The organism is Allobaculum sp. JKK-2023 (assembly GCF_034745455.1).
In the GTDB taxonomy this organism is placed as follows: domain Bacteria; phylum Bacillota_I; class Bacilli_A; order Erysipelotrichales; family Erysipelotrichaceae; genus Allobaculum.
In genome coordinates, this window is record NZ_JAYERV010000003.1 from 824,471 (window position 1) to 843,350 (window position 18,880).

At 40.5% G+C, this 18,880-nt stretch carries 14 protein-coding genes and 1 pseudogene; 3 read left to right on the forward strand and 12 right to left on the reverse strand.

The window, feature by feature from the left end; all coding sequences use genetic code 11:
• Positions 1-1,055 precede the first annotated feature (1,055 nt).
• Positions 1,056-1,979: an IS3 family transposase gene (locus U4956_RS03350; RefSeq protein ID WP_323091419.1), complete on the reverse strand. Its 924-nt coding sequence runs from the start codon at positions 1,977-1,979 to the stop codon at positions 1,056-1,058.
• 17 nt (positions 1,980-1,996) lie between these two features.
• Positions 1,997-2,296 carry a transposase gene (locus U4956_RS03355; RefSeq protein ID WP_323088329.1) on the reverse strand — a complete coding sequence of 100 codons (300 nt, stop codon included), beginning with the start codon at positions 2,294-2,296 and terminating at the stop codon, positions 1,997-1,999.
• 73 nt (positions 2,297-2,369) lie between these two features.
• On the opposite strand from U4956_RS03355, the gene U4956_RS03360 reads away from it, so the two are divergent.
• Positions 2,370-2,669: a hypothetical protein gene (locus U4956_RS03360; RefSeq protein WP_323089029.1), complete on the forward strand. Its 300-nt coding sequence runs from the start codon at positions 2,370-2,372 to the stop codon at positions 2,667-2,669.
• Positions 2,670-2,816: 147 nt separating this feature from the next.
• Here U4956_RS03360 and U4956_RS03365 read toward each other — a convergent pair whose 3' ends face one another.
• The 4 genes from U4956_RS03365 to U4956_RS03380 all read right to left on the reverse strand — a co-directional run bounded on the left by U4956_RS03365 (position 2,817) and on the right by U4956_RS03380 (position 4,340).
• Positions 2,817-3,098 carry a type II toxin-antitoxin system YafQ family toxin gene (locus U4956_RS03365; protein WP_323089031.1) on the reverse strand — a complete coding sequence of 94 codons (282 nt, stop codon included), beginning with the start codon at positions 3,096-3,098 and terminating at the stop codon, positions 2,817-2,819.
• The gene (locus U4956_RS03370; RefSeq protein WP_323089032.1) at positions 3,098-3,367 is read right to left on the reverse strand and encodes a type II toxin-antitoxin system RelB/DinJ family antitoxin; all 270 of its coding nucleotides are present in this window, start codon (positions 3,365-3,367) and stop codon (positions 3,098-3,100) included. Before U4956_RS03370 ends, U4956_RS03365 begins: the two co-directional genes overlap by 1 nt.
• Before the next feature lie 375 nt (positions 3,368-3,742).
• Positions 3,743-4,018: a helix-turn-helix transcriptional regulator gene (locus tag U4956_RS03375; protein ID WP_323089033.1), complete on the reverse strand. Its 276-nt coding sequence runs from the start codon at positions 4,016-4,018 to the stop codon at positions 3,743-3,745.
• Positions 4,005-4,340: a type II toxin-antitoxin system RelE/ParE family toxin gene (locus U4956_RS03380; RefSeq protein ID WP_323089034.1), complete on the reverse strand. Its 336-nt coding sequence runs from the start codon at positions 4,338-4,340 to the stop codon at positions 4,005-4,007. Before U4956_RS03380 ends, U4956_RS03375 begins: the two co-directional genes overlap by 14 nt.
• A gap of 131 nt (positions 4,341-4,471) precedes the next feature.
• Between U4956_RS03380 and U4956_RS03385 the strand changes: the two genes are divergently transcribed.
• Positions 4,472-6,358: a hypothetical protein gene (locus tag U4956_RS03385; protein WP_323089036.1), complete on the forward strand. Its 1,887-nt coding sequence runs from the start codon at positions 4,472-4,474 to the stop codon at positions 6,356-6,358.
• Positions 6,359-6,990: 632 nt separating this feature from the next.
• Here the strand turns inward: U4956_RS03385 and U4956_RS03390 are convergent.
• Both U4956_RS03390 and U4956_RS03395 read right to left on the reverse strand, forming a co-directional pair.
• Positions 6,991-7,887 (reverse strand): annotated as a pseudogene (locus tag U4956_RS03390) (ISAzo13 family transposase).
• Positions 7,888-8,479: 592 nt separating this feature from the next.
• A complete protein-coding gene (locus U4956_RS03395) occupies positions 8,480-9,853 on the reverse strand; it encodes an IS4 family transposase (RefSeq protein WP_323089038.1) in 1,374 nt (457 codons plus the stop codon).
• Between the two features lie 505 nt (positions 9,854-10,358).
• Here U4956_RS03395 and U4956_RS03400 point away from each other — a divergent pair.
• Positions 10,359-12,005: a hypothetical protein gene (locus U4956_RS03400; RefSeq protein ID WP_323089040.1), complete on the forward strand. Its 1,647-nt coding sequence runs from the start codon at positions 10,359-10,361 to the stop codon at positions 12,003-12,005.
• A 610-nt stretch (positions 12,006-12,615) separates the two neighbouring features.
• On the opposite strand, the gene U4956_RS03405 is transcribed toward U4956_RS03400, so the two are convergent.
• The 4 genes from U4956_RS03405 to U4956_RS03420 form a co-directional block, all read right to left on the reverse strand.
• Positions 12,616-14,145, reverse strand: a complete 1,530-nt coding sequence (locus U4956_RS03405) for a hypothetical protein (RefSeq protein WP_323089042.1) — start codon at positions 14,143-14,145, stop codon at positions 12,616-12,618.
• 2,214 nt (positions 14,146-16,359) lie between these two features.
• Positions 16,360-16,803, reverse strand: a complete 444-nt coding sequence (locus tag U4956_RS03410) for a Mu transposase domain-containing protein (RefSeq protein ID WP_323089043.1) — start codon at positions 16,801-16,803, stop codon at positions 16,360-16,362.
• A gap of 21 nt (positions 16,804-16,824) precedes the next feature.
• Entirely contained in the window at positions 16,825-16,980 is a 156-nt protein-coding gene (locus U4956_RS03415; RefSeq protein ID WP_323089044.1) for a hypothetical protein, read from the reverse strand.
• Between the two features lie 633 nt (positions 16,981-17,613).
• On the reverse strand, positions 17,614-18,702 hold the full coding sequence (locus U4956_RS03420; RefSeq protein WP_323089046.1) for an IS4 family transposase: 1,089 nt from the start codon (positions 18,700-18,702) through the stop codon (positions 17,614-17,616).
• Positions 18,703-18,880 lie beyond the last annotated feature (178 nt).

The window sequence follows — 18,880 nt, forward strand, 5'->3', positions numbered from 1 at the left end:
GAAAACGAAAATACGTGGTCTACCATCAGAGTGGCAAAGTATTTTGTTCCGCGTTTCATCTGACATGATGCCCGAAACTAAACAAGGACGGAAATAGCTTTATTGACCATATTTCTGCCCTTCTTTACCTCCTAAACACCATTATTATTGCGACCTGAACCTTTATTCAGTAAACTAGAAATAGGAAAAGAGCAATCGATTCTCAACTTCGCTAAAAGATGACGAGTGACGGTTCTGACTCGTCGGTAAAATAAAAATTGACCGAGCGAAGATGACGAGTGACGGTTCTGACTCGTCGGTAAAATAAAAATTGACCGAGCGAAGATGACGAGTGACGGTTCTGACTCGTCGGTAAAATAAAAATTGACCGAGCGAAGAATCCAACGGGGACACTGAAAGGTGTTCCCCGTTTTTTTTATGCGAGAGGAAGTCGAAAATGGATTTTACTGCAGACATTTACCAATTGACTCAAGATTTTATAAACGATTATCCCAAAGCAGATTACCCAGAACTCATGTACAAATTAGGTCGTCCATACAGCTGTCTCTTAGTTGCAACTCATTACAACTATTACATCTGTATTCCTTTCCGCTCACACATCAACCACAAAAACGCTTTTTTATTCCATGGAACTCTGGTCCTATGTCAAGATTTAGTACAACTAAAATAGAGGTTTCTTATCAGTAGAAGCCCTTACTACTTTTTTCTGCGGCTTTCCTTTAGCCTTATTTGTTCGTTTTCCGTTTCGCCTATCGGCGACCAGCCTCTGCGGCTGGACCGCACCAGCGTGGCACGCTGGACCGCAGCTCGCTCCGGTGAGGTGTGTGGGACTTTCACTCGTCGCTTGCTCGATGACCATCGTCGCACATTCGGTCTACGGCTGAAAAGGGCCGCTGTCGCTTAAACCCTTGTCAGCCTACGACCGCCTGTGCACTCAGGTCTTCCATCGAGCGAAGCGACGGTGAAAGTCTTTCAAGCTACCTATGATGCCGTATGACAGCTCACGTTCTCGAGCGGCTGCGCCTTTCGAGAACTGGATCCTGGCAACGCGGCTATCATCCTCCACTATCCGTTTTTTCTGCGGATGCAGTTTTCTGTTTTTCATTTGTAAATGGTTGTGCATTAGAACTTGCCTTCATCTGCTCAAAGGTGTTTGGAGACAGGTAATTGCAGTGGCTATGAATTCGTACCGGGTTATAGAAACTCTCGATATACTGATCGCATAAGCGATAGACCTGCCAGTAATTTTCCAGCTCAAATCGGTTAAGCCACTCTCTTTTGATTAGAGAATGGAAGGATTCAATGCAGGCATTATCGTAAGGGTACCCTTTTTTGGAGTAGCTGCGAATCATATCGGAAGTCAGATTCTGATAGTGGCTGCAGGTAAAATGGATACCCTGGTCTGTATGCAATACAATTGGCCGATCGGATTTTCGCCTGATTTTAGCCGTTTCCAGCGCTTCCAGAACATCTTCAGCCTCCATGGTTCTGGATAATTTCCAGGCAATAATCTTTCTTGAAAAGAGGTCCATGATACAGGTTAAATAGACAAACCCTTCCTGTCGGGTGTGAATATAGGTAATATCAGTACACCAGACCGCATTTGGTTGATCAGGATTGAACTTTTGCTTCAGAATGTTTCTGAGCTTTTGATCCGTTCCTGGGATAATTGAAGGCCGCTGTGGCTTTTTTATCCATTGTGCCCGGATACCCATCTCTTTCATATAGGTACCGACGGTTCGATCTGTAATCGTGTAGCCTTGCCTGCGTAGAAGAACTCCAATCTTCGGGGCACCGTAATTTTGGTGACTCTGATCATATATTTTTTGTATTTGTTTTTTCACATCTTCTTTACGTATCGCCTGATTACTGGGTTTTCGATTGAGGCAGGCATAATAACCAGATCTGGAGAGGCCGAGTAGTTTAAGCACTCTGGCCACGGAGAAGTCTTCTCCTTTTTCGCTTTCTTCGTGTACCAGGCTATAGAGCGTGGAGTTTAATTTCCCAGAATGCTTATAGCTTTTTTTAAGATCTTTAGCGCCTCAAGAGCATCTTTGAGTTCCCTTTGGAGACGGGCATTTTCCTTTTCAACTGGATTGGTATAATGACCAGATCCAATAAATTCCGGTTCACCATCCTCTGAGCGTTTGGCCTGTGTCTTGAATCGACTCAAAGTGCTCAGCCCAATTCCAAGGTTGTCTGCGCATTCTTTCATCGTCAGATCGGGATGGTCTTTAACATATTGAAGAGCGTCTCTTCGCTGCTCTTCAGTAATTTGTTTCCGTTTGTTTGCCATAGAAATACTCTCCTGTTCGTTTCGAATTGTAACTCTATGACATAGAACCGGTTAGGAATAAACTCTATTCGGTTTGTCCACTAATTATTCTAACTTCACTCAACGATCCATTCATTCAAAATCTGGCCTTGACTACTCAAAAATAGTTCTGATCAACAAGGATAATTACCTGGACAATAAGAAAGTTGCCATTGATCAGGATGAATTCAATGCAGTCCAAAAGAATCTTGAGCGAATTGCTGCTGAAGCCGTAGCTTATGTTGAAGGATACATTGGGCATCTTGTTGGAAGCGCCCCGCTTCACCCCAAAGAGTTTGTCCGTAAATACCAATATTCAACACTTTCTTACTTCCATGATCTCATGGAAATCTAGCTCGTAACCTAATTTCACATAAATCAAAAAGCCTGCCGCTCAAGTCGAGAGACAGGCAATAAGTGCGAGTAATCGCAAATGTGATCGGAACAGAACAGCAACAGTTAGATTAAGGAATATTCTCAAGCCGTTAGGTGAATAAGGCTATTACATATTTAACAAATCAGCATAGGTTCCTGTATCTACCAAGGTCAGTGTTAAAACATCATCTTCCTTCAAGTAAATTAACAGCCAATCAGGTTGAATATGGCATTCTCTGAATCCTCGATATTTACCTTTTAAGCTGTGGTCTTCGTACTTTTTTTCTAAGGGAATATTGTTCTGAAGCATATTCACTACATTCTCCAGAAGAGCAATATCAAGACCTCTTTTTCTGGCTAATTTCAAGCTTTTCTTGAAGTTGCGAGTAAGAATTAACTCATACGCCATTAATCAAGATCCGCCATAGCTTCAGAAAAGCTCTTATATCTCTTAGTGTCAGGATCCTTGCTAATTCTTTTAGCTTCTTCCATGGCTTCAATAACCTCTGGTTTATACTGCGGAACGACTACATCAAACGGTAGACCGCCCCGCATAACACACTGCCTGAGAAACATATTCACTGCACTGGACATATCGATTCCCAATAACTTAAAAATCTGCATCGACTGTTTTTTTAAATCTTCATCTATTCTAATCTGAGTAGGTACTGTGCTCATATATGAATCCCCCTATTAAGCATTGTTTTAAAGCATGCGCTCATTTCATAATTCTATTATAGGAGTTTACTTTATTTTCGTCGATTATTTGGTTTACATCGTAAAGTATATGTATCTATTTCTTCCTGATTTTCATTTTCGTTCCCTGATATTTGCAATATTGAAAGGATAAGCTGGTGTCAAAAAAGAGATTCTGATTACGATCTACAACACGTTCGGTGTTGTATCTAACGCCATTTGGACGATGATCAAGAATCTTGAGCGATCTCAAAGGAGCGAATTACCATTAGGACTGTATATAAAGTGCAAACATCTAATGATGAAAGGCTTCATTAATATAAAAGTCAATGAAACGCAATACTCGCATGAAATCCCTTATTGAATAGTGATTGTAAGACGTTTTCCTAATGCTGTTGCAATTTTGCTAATGGTATCAATTCTTGTATTATCTCCACGTTCTATTCGGGCAATTGTAGACTGGGGAACTTTAGATAATTGGGCAAGTTCCCTTTGAGATAACCCGGCATTTTGTCTTGCAAGATATACGGCAAGCGAACTTTCTAAAATCGCTTTCTCTTTTAAAAACCCTTCTTTAAAATCGTCATCCTGCATTTTACTATTCAAATATTCATTAAATTTAACTGTTGCCATTTTGATCACTCTCCTCAAATTCCTTTTTTAACATTTTTGCATGCTCGATCTCTCTCACAGGGGTCTTTTGTGTCTTTTTTGTAAAACCATGAGTAATTACATCTCTATTTCCAAATACATGAAAATATAAAGCCCGCTGGATATTTGACGCCACCTGCGACCGAATTTCATAGATATCACTGTCAATCTTCTTGACCCATTTCATTCGCTGAGAGATAGCTAATCCATTTTCTTGAACTAAGTAAATTACGGTCATTAGTTTTTCTTGATCTTTCAGGGGCAATGTTTCCAAAAATTCTGCAAATTCATTGTGACCGTTCAATTAAGCCTGACTGTTTATGCACATCCACTTTCCATATGGACGATTTATTTGACGCTTATGGTAATCATCAAACGCAAAGTATTCTACTGCTTGACTACCCAGTAATAAACCGATTGCATATAAGGAACAATATGAACAAAAAGATTTTTGCCGCTCTTGCTTCCGCAACAATGGCTCTGAGCGCAACAGGATCTCTGGCTGTGTTCGCTGAAGACTTCGATGTTGTTACTGAAGCAGATGGCACACAGAATACTCCAACAGGTACTGTAGTTCCAGCTAGCGGATTAGTTATCGACTCGACAAATTTTCCTGATGACGGTTTCAGAACAAGCTTGATTGATTATCTTAATGCATTAAGTATTAAAGATATTGAAGAAACAACTCCTATTAAATACGGATCTAGATTATCAAAGGCTGCTCTTGATGCTGTAACCACAATTGCAATTGGCGACGTTGCTGGTTATACATCTCCAACTGCGACCGATCCTACAGATTTTTATGCCCTTCCTACTAATACGTTTACCGTAACTGGAAAGGGTAAAGATCAAACCGTAAAGCCTACTGACCCTACTGCTGCTCCTAGTTTTTCTACTATCACTAAGTCTGATGCTGTTGATTTAACTGGAATTGAATATTTTTCAAATCTCGAAACCTTGATTGTAAATGGTGCTGCTTCTCTTCAGAATATTGATTTAAGCGCTAATACTAAAGTAGAAAATGTATGCATCATCGATGCAGCTAAGTTAAATACTGTTAATTTAGCTGATAATGCTGAATTAGCTGAATTATACGTAGAAGATGCACCAGTGCTTAACACAATTGATCTTCCAGGTGGAGTTAACCTCAATAATGTTACAGTTATTACTGCACCAAGTCTTGATGCATTAGATCTTTCTCAGAATAAAAGATTACAGACTGTAACTGTTCAGGACACTAATGTTGCCAATCTTGATCTTTCAGGAAATTTAATCTTGACTGATGTTCTTGTTGACAATAACTCTCTGAATACTCTGAACTTAAATGCTAGTAACAATATTGCTAAGTTAGATTGCTCAGATAACGTACTGTATAGTCTTGATTTACCAGCTGTAACTGCCGCGCTTACATATATTGATGTTAGCAATAACGTCCTTCAGAAACTGGATTTCCCAAAATTAACTGATGTGACTGACCTGAATGTTTCTCATAATGAGCTGAATAAGTTAGATCTTTCTAAAGTGTCTTTTAAGAATGCTAAACTTAATGTATCCTACAACCACATGGCTGCTCTTAATTTGACCACTAAGCAGACTGCTGGCTTAGATGTCGCTAACTCGGACTTCTCTAGTCAGAGAATTTACATTGCGCCAGAATATAATGCAGTTAATTTAAAAGAAAACTATGAAGATTTCGATATTGACTCTGTAATGTATAACGTATTTGAGCCTTCGACAGTTGAAATGGATTATGATGAAGGAATTTTATCAAACATTCAGTCTAATGGGGCTCAGTACAATTACTACGTTGATGGTTCAAATACCGGACCTATTTTATACGTACAGGTTCTTAAAGCGGACGTTTTAAATCGTCTGTATAATCCAAATTCTGGTGAGCATTTCTACACCAAAGATATTGAGGAAAAAGACGTTTTAGTTGGTCTTGGATGGCAGGATGAAGGAATTGGCTGGACATCTCCAGTAGAAAGTTCTAAACCTGTTTATCGACTTTACAATCCAAATGCAGGTGATCATCACTACACTATGAATAGTGCTGAACGCGATACATTAGTCACATATGGCTGGAAATATGAAGGAATTGGATGGTATTCATATACTGGTTCGTCTAATGAAATTGCTTTCCCAGCTGCTGCCAACGTAGTTGATAACACAATGCCACAGTCTGTAGTAGTCTACCGCGAATACAATCCAAATGCGAAAGCTGCAGGTGCTCATAACTATACTGTGAATGCTGCAGAAAACGACTTCTTAGTGTCTGTTGGTTGGCTTGAAGAAGGAACTGCTTGGAACGCTATTAAGTAATTTGATGATTTTATAAAGATACTCTAAAATTTCATGAGGTTTTGATACCTGTGAGCTTTAAAATAGCTTGAGGTTTCAAAACCTCATTTTTTTGTGTCCTCTACATTTGCTCGTGCTTTACGATTGTGTGGTGAATGTGGTCGGACCACATTTTAATCGTAGAGCGACGATATAATGTGAGAAAACATCATTGATTTGAAATAAGGCGAATGATGTATATTGATATTCATTGTTTTTGAAAATCAAGATGTATTTTCAGCCAGATCCGCTCATAAATTTTTCCTCCGCTTAAACCCTTGACAGTGGGACCCCTGCCCCCTGGACCCCTAAAAAGCGTCCCGGTCGGTTGAAAAATATCTCCCGATAGGGACGCTGGCAGTCTACCAGGGGGCAGCCCACTGTAAAGGGCCGCTTCGAAAAAAATTAATCGCTCCGTAAGTCAATGGGATACCGATTCTCCATAATGGTTGAAACCTCAATGGAAATTGGTCCCCTTTAGGCGACCACAAATAGTTTGTGGAGGGTACCTCCAAGAAAGTGTGGGAAACCACAATTTAGTTTGGAGGAGTAGACCAACCACTCACAATCTTGGGCATTCGTTATTTAGACTTAATCCCCTTAATTGTGTAATTCTAATGTGCTTTACTCCCGAAATATGTGATATAGATTTTGGACATTTCATCATTCAATACCTTTTTGCCGATTGAATACTTGTGATCATCTACAACGCATTTAACCTTCAGTCCTGTTTTTGTCGTTGTAGGGCCAATCAGCTCAACTACTGTCTCGATATCATAAAGTGGCTTGCTCTGCCAGTTTCGACTGATATAACAAAACAGACAATGTTCGACCTTGTTTCATTTGCTTGTTCCTGGTGGAAAATGGCAGACCCAGATCTCCAGTCCAGTCTCCTGAGCAAGCTTGGCAAGATCTTTTTTCCATAAACGGCAGCGGCTTCCGTTACTGCCTCCACCATCACAGGTGATATATAGGCGCGTGGCATTCGGAAAAGTGGCATGACCAACTGTCCACCACCAGCGGCGAATGCTTTCTACCGCAAAGTCGCTGGTGTCATGGTCGATTCCTAAATTGACAAAGGCTGTATTGTTATTTTCAACATAAACACCATAAGGAGCGACCTGACCCAGTTTTTTGTCCAGAAAATCGTGGTCATTCACCAGTCTTGGATCGCCTTTGGGGCGATACTCTCTTCCGTTGTTTTTGAAGTTGCCCAGATTTTCTTTTTTCTTCGCGTCAACAGAAATGACGGGCTGGCCATTCTCGATGAATTCCTTTGCTTTATTGTTGATAAACTGAAACTGCTGGTCCCGTTCGGGAGATTCTTTACCCACTTGAAGCATTTTTCGATTCTCATGCAGGCTGTATCCCATCTTTTTCAGATAGACAGCGACTTCAACATAGCTGATATTGATTCCGTAGTCTTCTTTCAGGCGCTCGGCGATTTTCCTTTCAGATAGATTTGTCCAGGTCAAAATCTTCATTGGATTGCCATTTGCTACTGTCACCATTATAGGTGGTAGGACTTGCGCCTAAGGGCAATAACCCAAAATACGATAGACAAACTCATCTCGTGTTAGACATTGTTATTTAATCAACAGTACGAATGTTGCAAGCTTATTCATTCGTCAGGACTATTAGTGTTAAAAGCTACGTCTGTATAAGATCCCTGATCCTTAGTTAAGTTGTTTCCGGATATTTGAATTTGAATTCTACCGTTGGGTACCATATGCGGTCATTTCGGTACCTAACGGCCATTGAATATTAATATGTGATTATAATGGTGCTGTAAATGGTATTCATTTTGAATGGTGGATCTCTTTCGGTGCTGACTGGTGGAACAGGTCTTTTTAGTTACTGTTCACCAATGTCATTTAGCTAGAAAAATATGACTTTAAACTTTGTCTCAAAATTGAAGACAAAGTGAATGATCGAGACTGAATCCGGTCCTCATCCATTCATATGCACCAAATAAGCACAAAATATATTGATTAATCTGGATGTATTCGTCCAAATAGGTGCACTAAAAACAACTCTTTGATAAGAGCTGCTTTTAAGAAATTAACAAGCACATAACATTCGTTAAATGCGCGTATAACGCACTTATCGGTAAGTGAACCATATCAAACGATTGGGATGGAGATTTCGTTTGAAGCTCCTCTCTGGTCGAACAGGTAGTTTTTCTCTGAGCAGCTCCTCAGTCAGAGCCTGAAACTCCGCTTTTGTAATTTGACGAATCGTTCGATTCTTCGTCCACTTCGGGGTGAACGTGTTCCTGATAGCCCGTATCGCCTTAGTTGTATTGATTTGGTATTCATAAGTTGTCTGATTCTCTTCTTTGTTATCTGATTGAGATGATTCAAGAACACACTTTTTGATCTCGGAAACCAGATTGTAGAAGATAAGGGATGAATAAATCTCCTGAATGATGTATTCTGCTTTTATCGAGTGGATACGTTTCATTCCTATTCCATATTTAAGCCAGGAGAAACTCTGCTCGATTCGCCACCTTAGGTGGTAAATAAATCCAAGAGCCTCCGGAGGAAATTCTGCTTCATCCAGATTGGTAATCAGTCCTTCCCAGACGTTGTCGCCAATCTCGATAGCTACCACCCTGCAGTCAAAATCAATAAATTCAGATTCTTGGTCAATCTGTCTCATTGATTTTTTGACCAGGTATTTCATCTGGGGGTTTTCTTTTTCCCCTTTTCTTTGGTGGTGGGTAAGAATGCGGCTGATCTGCTGGTCTTCTGTATGGTCAAGCTCTGTATAAGTCAGGCAGCTATACTCTCGTTCTTTCATACGTATGAGGTATTTGTGCCCTAAGGATTCAATAAGCTTACATAATGGGTAAGAGAAATACCCTCTGTCCATGACAAAGAGAAATGTCTCGCCAGGATAAGCTTCATGAATCTCCTTGACCATTTTCATAGCAGCGCCCCGTTCGTCTTTGGACCTCTGGTCTTGAGTGACGATGGCTAAAAATTTGTCATTAAGTACGTCATAGGCTGCGTTAACGTGAATACCGGCCCGGATAATGTTTTCCTTGTTCTTGGTATAAATGATGTAGTCAGGTTCATCTTCATTTGGCGCAACAGGTTCATTGGTTCCGTCAAAAGCGATTACCCTGTGTTCTTTATATTTTTTATCCATGGAATAAAGTGCCAATGTGGTTTTGTGCAGTGCTGAAAATACGCTGACTGGAGTTTTGGTTTTTGTCTGAACAAGTGCTGAAGCAGATGGTCTTACACTGCCCATGCCGAAATAGTTCATGGACAAATCGGAGAGTGTTGCCCCATTCCCGATAATGGATGTATTCAGGAAATGGAACAAGTTTATTTTTGATGATCGATAATGACTGCGTGAGAAAGCTCCTGTTTCAGAAGCAAGAATCTTCTCCTGTTTGTAGGCAAATTCCTCAAGGGATTTCATGAATTTTTGATAAATCCTGTACGGCGAAGTAACTTTAGTTGCCATATTTTCCTCCTTATAAAGTTATGTTTTCAACGTGATAAGGATTAAATTAGATAATTATGGAGCTATTGTCAAAGTTAATTTTCGTTAAACCAGAAAACATAAAATCCACCATCTGTACACGGATGGTGGACAAAAACTAAGCTAAATGACATTGTACTGTTCACACTTCTTTACTGGAGTGAATAGGTTTCCTGAACTTTGCAACGATTTGTAATCGTGAATCATCAAATTATAGATCGGTTTATTGAGATAACTCTTATACATTTGTTAAAAAACTGATATATCATTTGTATCTATAAACTATGAAGATGGAAGAACTTTGTTAGTTAAATACTTTGGTTACAATTATAGCCGATATAGCCGAACTTTGAATGCGATTCTTCCAGATAAAAGCGGATGATTAGCTTTAATATCACTTTATATAAAGGGGTCATAGTGACCTTCCGCTTTACTACAAATGAAATATCGGTGTTTGGTTGCAATTTTCTGAAAAGTTCAGGAGTTTTTGTCCGTTATAAGCTGGCATTCGCTAACTGCTACTTTAAGTCCACCCTATAATCCGATTGCTCTCCTACCAATACGAGAAAGGAAATACACAATGCGACATTCAAAAACACTAGCTTTACTTACCGCTATTCTAGCTTTCCATGGCACGCCAATGCTTATCAACGCCACGGAATTCGATGCAGTTTCTGAAAGTGCTACTGATTATAATGAGCCTGTTGTTCCGCAGGATGTCAAAGATAACTTCTACGGAACAGGCGGTCCATGGGAAGAGAAGATTTGTAAAAATAAAGATCTGTTCTACACGATGTATGTAACAGACGATGATGAAAAAGTCATAGACTATCGAAAAATCTCTTTTGCTGACTCAACATCAACGTTGTATGATGTTTGGACTTCGAAAACAAACAAAGATACAAAAATTTATGTAGTCAGGGTCAAGGCCAAGTTGCCGAAAGATTTAGAAGATGCCGGTTACCATCTGTATAGACGCGAGCAAGGTCAGGAATTTGAATGGACATATTATATTTTGTATGACTCTGTTAAGGATGAATATCGTTTTGCAGAGTCAGCAGATACGTGGGATCAAAGCAATCCGAATATTCCGGTGCCAAATTTTACCAGTTTGAATGGTAGTAATGCAGGTATCCCTGCGATGAAATATTTCGATTTCTATGCTGGCAAGCTGCCGTATGCTATGTCGAGATTGAGAGTCCACTGCCAAGTAGACGGCAAAGAATTTGACATCAATCTCGATAATGTTGAGTTCAGCACCATTGAATATGCAGAAACGCAAATTGTCCCCTTCCGTCAGGTTCCCTACCTCCAGTTCTTGAATAAGGATACAGTTTTCAACAGAAATGCGGTTGTTGGGACAATTTCATTTGATAAAATCACGCAGGCAATTCGAAGTATCCACAAAATTGATCGAGATATCGCCTATATTGGCTATGAAGTTCAGACAGTCAACGGGAAACCAAATGACTGTTACGCGCCTGTTGTTTCTGACGGTCAGCTGCAAGCCTATTTTTCAGCCGATGCATATGATGACAGCTATAAGCCGCTTGGATACCTCGAGTACAGTCTCAAAGACAATTGGCGCAAAGATATCACACTGAAATTCAAAACTAAAAGCTCAGGAACCGATACTCCATCTAATCCTAGCTCAAATACACCTTCCAACCCGGCAAAACCCGCTGATACTTCTCCAAAGTTTGACTCGAAACAGCATTCAGAAAATTACCGCTTATACAATCCAAATACTGGAGAACATTTCTATACGACCAGTGCGGCTGAAAGAGATCACCTGACGACAGCAGGATGGAACAACGAAAAAGTCGAATGGATTTCCATGAAACAGTCAAGTGAACCCGTTTATCGTGTTTACAATCCGAACTCCGGGGATCATCACTATACAAAAGATGCCCACGAAAAGGATGTTCTGGTTGGACTTGGCTGGAAAGATGAGGGGATCAGCATGTATGCCAATGATACTGGCAAAAACATTGTTGAAGTCTATCGCCTTTACAACCCGAATGCAAAAACTGGAAACCATCATTACACTACAAATAAAGCTGAATATGACCATCTGATTTCTCTTGGATGGAATGGTGAAGGTCTTGCCTGGAATGGACTGAAAGTGAAGTAGAAGCTTCCAAGTACGGATAAGAAAGATATAAAGATTAGCATTAAAATAATGATCAGTTAGTTGCCTGAACAATTCATCAAAACCGCCAAATGGCCGGAAACACCTTTAAAGAACGTGTTTCCGGCCATTTGGCTTTTCACGAATATCCAAGATTGTGGGTGGTTGGTCTACTCCTCCAAACTAAATTGTGGTTTCCCACACTTTCTTGGAGGTACCCTCCACAAATTATTGGTGGTCGCCTAAAGGGGACCAATTTCCATTGAGGTTTCAACCATTATGGAGAATCGGTATCCCATTGACTTACGGAGCGATTAAAATGCGATCCGACCACATCCATCCACATTTCCCACACAATCGCAAAGTACCAACAAATATGAAGGACTACTCCTAACAATGGGTATTCATAATCTTAAAAGCGACAATCAGATCTGTGAAGAACTGATTGCCGCTAAATTCGATTAAAGCTTAGCCGGTCTGATATAACCAGATTGAAATAAACGGAAATATAAATCAAAGATTGCTATGGCGTTGGGACTGAAAACAGATGAATATTGGGTGATACTGACAGTCAGTTCAATCCTATTTGAGGCGAATTAAGAAATGGGCGGGTTTATCTTCGCTCAGATCCAGGCAGGCCATACCAGGCAATTCCCTCAGGACGCCATCCGACTTTGACCAGGAAGTCGTTTTCATACTGGTCAGGAGTATAGTTATGCGAGCCTGCTTTGGCATTGGGGTTGTATTGTCGAAACAGGGGAACGGACTTTCCTTCGTCGGAATACCAGCCGATACCCTCGTCTTTCCAGCCAAGGCGTTTCAGTTCATCGCGTTCATCGATCGATACGGTGTAGTGGTGATCGCCACCATTCCTGTTATAGAGGCGATAGACCGGAACTGTGGAAAGTCTTGGGGCAATCCAGCCAACGCCTTCATCTTTCCAGCCAATGTTGATCAGAAAGTCACGTTCAACCAGGTCTTCGGTATAGAAGTGTTCACCTGAGTTTGGATTGTACAGTCGATACGCATTGACACTGCCAGCGTTTTGCTGGAGATCTGTAACCGTACCAGGAACGGATGGGTCTAAAGGATCAACAATTTCAATTGGCAGCAAAGGCTGGTTGGGGTTTTGGCCAGTAAGGGGTTTGGAAAGATCTGGATTGTTGTTAGAGGTGTTTGTCGAATGATTTCCACTTTTGGTTACGCTCAGTGTGCCACTGATTGGCACCGTGTCCTGACTACCATAGATCAGATGTTCGCTATAGATAAAGCCCTTTTGCCCGGCGTAAAAGTCACAGTTGATCAGTTTGGATTTGTCAACACCGCTTAACGAGAGGTTGCGCACCTCCATTTCAGGAACTGCGTCGCGAAAGTCAAAAGTATCCTGATCGGTATCTACAGAAAGTGTTACTGACTGATCGCTGAAATCGTTCGATACGGTAGGAAGGCTTGCAGCCCATTGGCAGCCCTGGTATTCGATTAACACGTCTTTTGTAACCGCCCAGTCATCGGGATTGGCGAGAATCCCTGCAGAAAGCCAGAGAATCTTATTCCCAGAACAATCCAGTCCATAAGGATGTGGAGGATTTTGCGTTTGCGAAGATAAAAAAACAATGTTGGATAACTGGTTGTCTGAACAATCAAGAAACCAGAGATTAGGAAAAACAGAAATATCCAAGGTTCCGGTTAACTGATTTCCTGAGATGTTGAGGCTGCGAAGCGAGTAGGTCAGGTCCATGTTGTTCAGTTTATTGAGAAGCTGTTGATTGGTCAGATTTTGCTTGCTTAGATCCAGACTGATAATCTCATGATCATCGTTATAAAGAATCGTTTGTGTCTCGTTTGATCGATCAAGGGGATCAGAGTTGTCGATCTCTTCAATAAAATTGGCGAAGAGCAGTTGTTCCTCAGCCCAAAAGAGATTCTGAAGACTATATCCACCATCGGTATTAGACTTGACTATAGAGTCAACATTAAGACTTTCTTTCACATTCAATTCATAAAGATCAGCATTCTTTTGAATTGACTTTGATCTCACATCACTATTGTCTGTATGAATCGCCACTTCATTTCCACATACAGGCAAAGGACTTAAAAACAGAACAGCTGATAAAACCGCAAAAACCAGAGCTTGTTTTGACATACTTGTATCCTTCCCGAAAACTTGAACAGTTTTCTAACTAATTCTTGTCAAACATCTTTGGTACAGTTACATCTGAATCTTTTAGAAATGAGTATCCTACCCGCTTTGCATATCCTTCCAATTCTTTCCAGTAGCGATGATCATCGTTTTTTCAGCTTTGGATGATTGCTTCGGTAGAATGTAAATTGCAAGTGTGCAAGATAAAGGGATCGTCTTATTTGAAAAGAGAACCGTTGTTTTTCAATTCCACTTCTTGGTCATCAAGTCCATGAGTTGTAATACTGAAACTCAATGCGACTTGAAACAGATCAAGAAGTTTTTTGCAGATCCAAGTTCTTCCTATTCCTGACTTTGTCTTTTATCTAAACATCATTTGAATCGTATGTTCAGAAACGACGATCCCTTCATCAAGTACAATCTATTTGATAGATTGGTCTACTGAGATACCATTGCCATTGACCACATCGATATTGGGTAAGTTTCCCTGGTCAGTCAATGCTCTCCCTGCTTGCTTGTAGCAGCAGAAAGTCTATTTGGGCGGTATTCACCGACAACCTGTAAAGGATAAGCATAGAGGGAGAATCCCACCACACTGCAGCCTTGTTATCAAGGGATGCAAATACTCACATCCATCCTTCAAGCACCCAAGTTCTCAAAAAGCAGACCGAAAGCAATAGGATTGGTGCTTCAACTTCTCACTTTTGAATTGTCCGATAAGGCAAGAAAAGGAGTGTGATGTGCCAAGATCTATCCAATCTGCACTCCCAAAATACGTTCAAAGGAACATCCGCATGCGTCTGGATAGAAAATCCGAAACGTAGTTTGGTACTCCCTACCAAAAACAACTGAACAATCACGCTCTTTACAAGGGATAATAAATGCATGTCTACTTATCCAGGACAGACACAATGGAAATCGTCAAAAATGAAATCTTCTGTCTGCAAATCATCGGTATTCTAGTGATCTGTCCCAATGACTTTTATATTTATTCTCGAAAGACAGAATTGCCATTAGATCTTTATATAAAGTGCAAGGCTCTAATGGTGCAAAGTCTCATTAATATAAAAGTCAATAAAACGCAACACTAGTACTTATTTGATGGTGGAATTACACCCAATAAATGGATCGTTAGAATTGACCATATCTATTGCGCCTATTGCCAGTATTCTTCTAAAAGGATTCAGACTATAATATTGATTACAATGAAATTTGTCGTGTTCATTCCATTGAATCCAATTCTTTTTCTGTTTTTTATAATTATCTTTTTGTACTCCTCTCATCGGTATGATGGAGATCTCTATCTGAACACAGTATAATCTATATTTGCGTAATTTAAAACATATTTTTGACAATATTTTATAAACTTAAAGTGACTATCTTATCTTAACAAATTATTACGTTAAGCTATTGGCAACTATAACTAATTCAAATAACTCTATTATCGATATTTTAAAGCTTATGTTTTTGATTCATTCAATCTGTATTATTTCTCTCTTCTTTTTTTATCCTGTTGATCGTATATACGTCCGGTTTCTGCTTATTGCATTCCATCCTGAAAATACGGTTATCCACCCCTGGTGATCAGTCCTGGCATCAGAATAGCTGGGTAAAAGTGTCAACAACCAAACGCCACCTTCAAAAAAAACAGCCTAAACAAACCTCTAAACTAAACCGGCAGGTCAAGTATGATGTGATAACTTTCTTCTTTCTGTCCTGTTGAGACTTCTCTACCTTTGCCATTTGTATTTTCTGATCCGAGAATTGAGCCTTCATCTTCTGGCTGCCAACAATCGAATATTCCGGATTGATGTGGCAGCAATTGAACAACTGAAGATCGTCTTATGAACAAGCACCCACCAAGATGACTTTTACCTGGACTCTTTTTCTAAAGGCATTTTTCTCCTGCATCAACAACAGAATTGACTTCTGAAGGTTCTTAAAGGAATGAGTGCATAAACAAGCACAGTACCAAGAGTGATAATGGATGACAATGGATTGCTTGTTGTAAGAAATTCGTCTTACTCATGGCAAAGTACGCGCAAGGCCAATATTGTTTGCCATCTATACAGTCAAACAGTCATTCAATAGAGATCCGTATTTGGCAATCCACTTTTTTGCGATTCCGTTAAAGACCCCTGAAACAACCTGCTGGAATCGGGGGGGGGGGGGGGGGGTGAAATCATAGAGCTGGAAACGCCCGTTAACAAAAACGTCTCATTGCTTTTCCTCGAATGGGACATCCTTATTCTTCCGGATAAATTCTATGAATTCCTTGGGCTTTTCTGTAAAATATTTCTTGAAGAATTCTTCAAGTACTGGCTCCTGTTTTAAGACGGTTGAATTTCTCAGGGCGCCAGGCTTTTTATTGAGCGTGCCGAGATAATGTCGAATATCGAGGCACGTTTTATTTTTACCGTTCAGGCGGGGATGATCCGCAACAATCTCCTTGTCGTAAAGTGCCAGGATATGCTCGGGATCCTTTTTGACTTTAACAGTTTTACCAACCAGTTCTTTTGGAACAGAATAAGAGTTATTGTCGACTCGGATAAAGCTGTATTTATTGACTTTTGCGGTTGTGATCACAGCTGCTTCATAAGGTACTTCCGGAATTGGCTTGAGAACTTCCTTCTCCTCTTCAATCTTTGAATTGGCGTTCATCTCGTCAAGAACCTCCTGCAATTATTCCTGGGCCTGCTCAAACGTATCGAACTTGTAACGCAGGGCGAACGATCTGTTGCGCACCACGTTGACTGATCTTTCCACGCTTCCTTTCTCGTTTCCTTTTCTGGCATTGGTGAGGTTGACATGAAATCCATAGTATCTTGAAAGCTTCATAAGCTCCTCGTTCACTGTCTTTTCATTCCAGGAAAAATGGCTGATAGCGTTTCTCATATTGTCATATACCCCTTCTGAAAACCCTCCCTTCATTTCTTCAAAGAAACGGACCCGAGAGTCCAGAAAGATTTCCATTTTTTGATTGTGATACAGCCTTGCCTAGCGATAACCAGATGCCGGACAGGCAATCACTGCCATCTGGGCTTTCATCTTAATGCTCTGAGTTTTGCATGGTTTTAGAATATAAAAGAACTAACTGTTTTACCTGAACAATTCATCAAAACCGACAAATGGCCGGAAACACCTTTAAAGAACGTGTTTCCGGCCATTTTGCTTTTCACCAAACAGGTGAGTGTAAATCGTTCATCATTCCTATACAATATTAGTCACACACCAATGTCATTTAGCTAGAAAAATATGACCTCAAACTTTGTATAAAAATCAAAGACAAAGTGGATGATAGGAATAGAATTTGCTGCTGATTATATCCATATGCACCAACCAAGCACAAAATATACTGATTGATTTGGCTGTATTCATCAAAATAGGTGCACTAAAAACAACCCTTCGATAAGAGCCGTTTTTAAGAATTGTATGGGTGGTTTGTATCAATAAGATGCGCATATAATGCACTTATCGATAGGTGAACCATATCAAACGATTGGGATGGAGATTTCGCTTGAAGCTCCTTTCCGGCCGAACGGGCAGTTTTTCTCTTAGCAGCTCCTCGGTCAGAGCTTGAAACTCCGCTTTTGTAATTTGACAGATTGTTCGTTTTTTCGTCCATTTCGGAGTAAACGTGTTCCTGATAGCCCGTATCGCCTTAGTTGTATTGATTTGGTATTCATAAGTTGTCTGCTTCTCTTCTTTATTATCTGATTGAGATGATTCAAGAACACACTTTTTGATCTCGGAAACCAGATTGTAGAAGATAAGGGATGAATAAATCTCCTGAATGATGTATTCTGCTTTTATCGAGTGGATACGTTTCATTCCTATTCCATATTTAAGCCAGGAGAAACTCTGCTCGATTCGCCACCTTAGGTGGTAAATAAATCCAAGAGCCTCCGGAGGAAATTCTGCTTCATCCAGATTGGTAATCAGTCCTTCCCAGACGTTGTCGCCAATCTCGATAGCTACCACCCTGCAGTCAAAATCAATAAATTCAGATTCTGGATCAATCTGTCTCATTGATTTTTTGACCAGGTATTTCATCTGGGGGTTTTCTTTTTCCTCTTTTCTTTGGTGGTGGGTAAGAATGCGGCTGATCTGCTGGTCTTCTGTATGGTCAAGCTGTGTATAAGTCAGGCAGCTATACTCTCGTTCTTTCATACGTATGAGGTATTTGTGCCCTAAGGATTCAATAAGCTTACACAATGGATAAGAAAAATACCCTCTGTCCATGACAAAGAGAAATGTCTCGCCAGGATAAGCTTCGTGAATCTCCTTGACCATTTTCATAGCAGCGGCCCGTTCGTCTTTGGACCTCTGGTCTTGAGTGACGATGGCTAGATATTTGTCATTAAGTACGTCATAGGCAGCGTTAATGTGAATACCGGCCCGGATGATGGTTTCCTTGTTCTTGGCATAAATGATGTAGATGTCAACTGAAAAGTTGCAATAATTTCGTTTAAAAAGTTGGCAGCTGTTGATGAGAACAACTGCACTGAAACAATTGAATTGGTGTAGGCTGTTCACCTTAGATTGGCAGGAAGAGGACATCCTCTTTCCGAACCAGACTGTCCCCCTGGCGTCCACGTAAGGGCTCTGCCCGCTCGTGGACAGAACCTACTACAGGACATATGGCGGTGCGGAATAACTTTTCACCGTCGCTTCGCTCGATGATTGACCTGAGTGCACGGGCGGGCCGGAGATGCAAGGGTTTAAGCGGAGCTTGCGG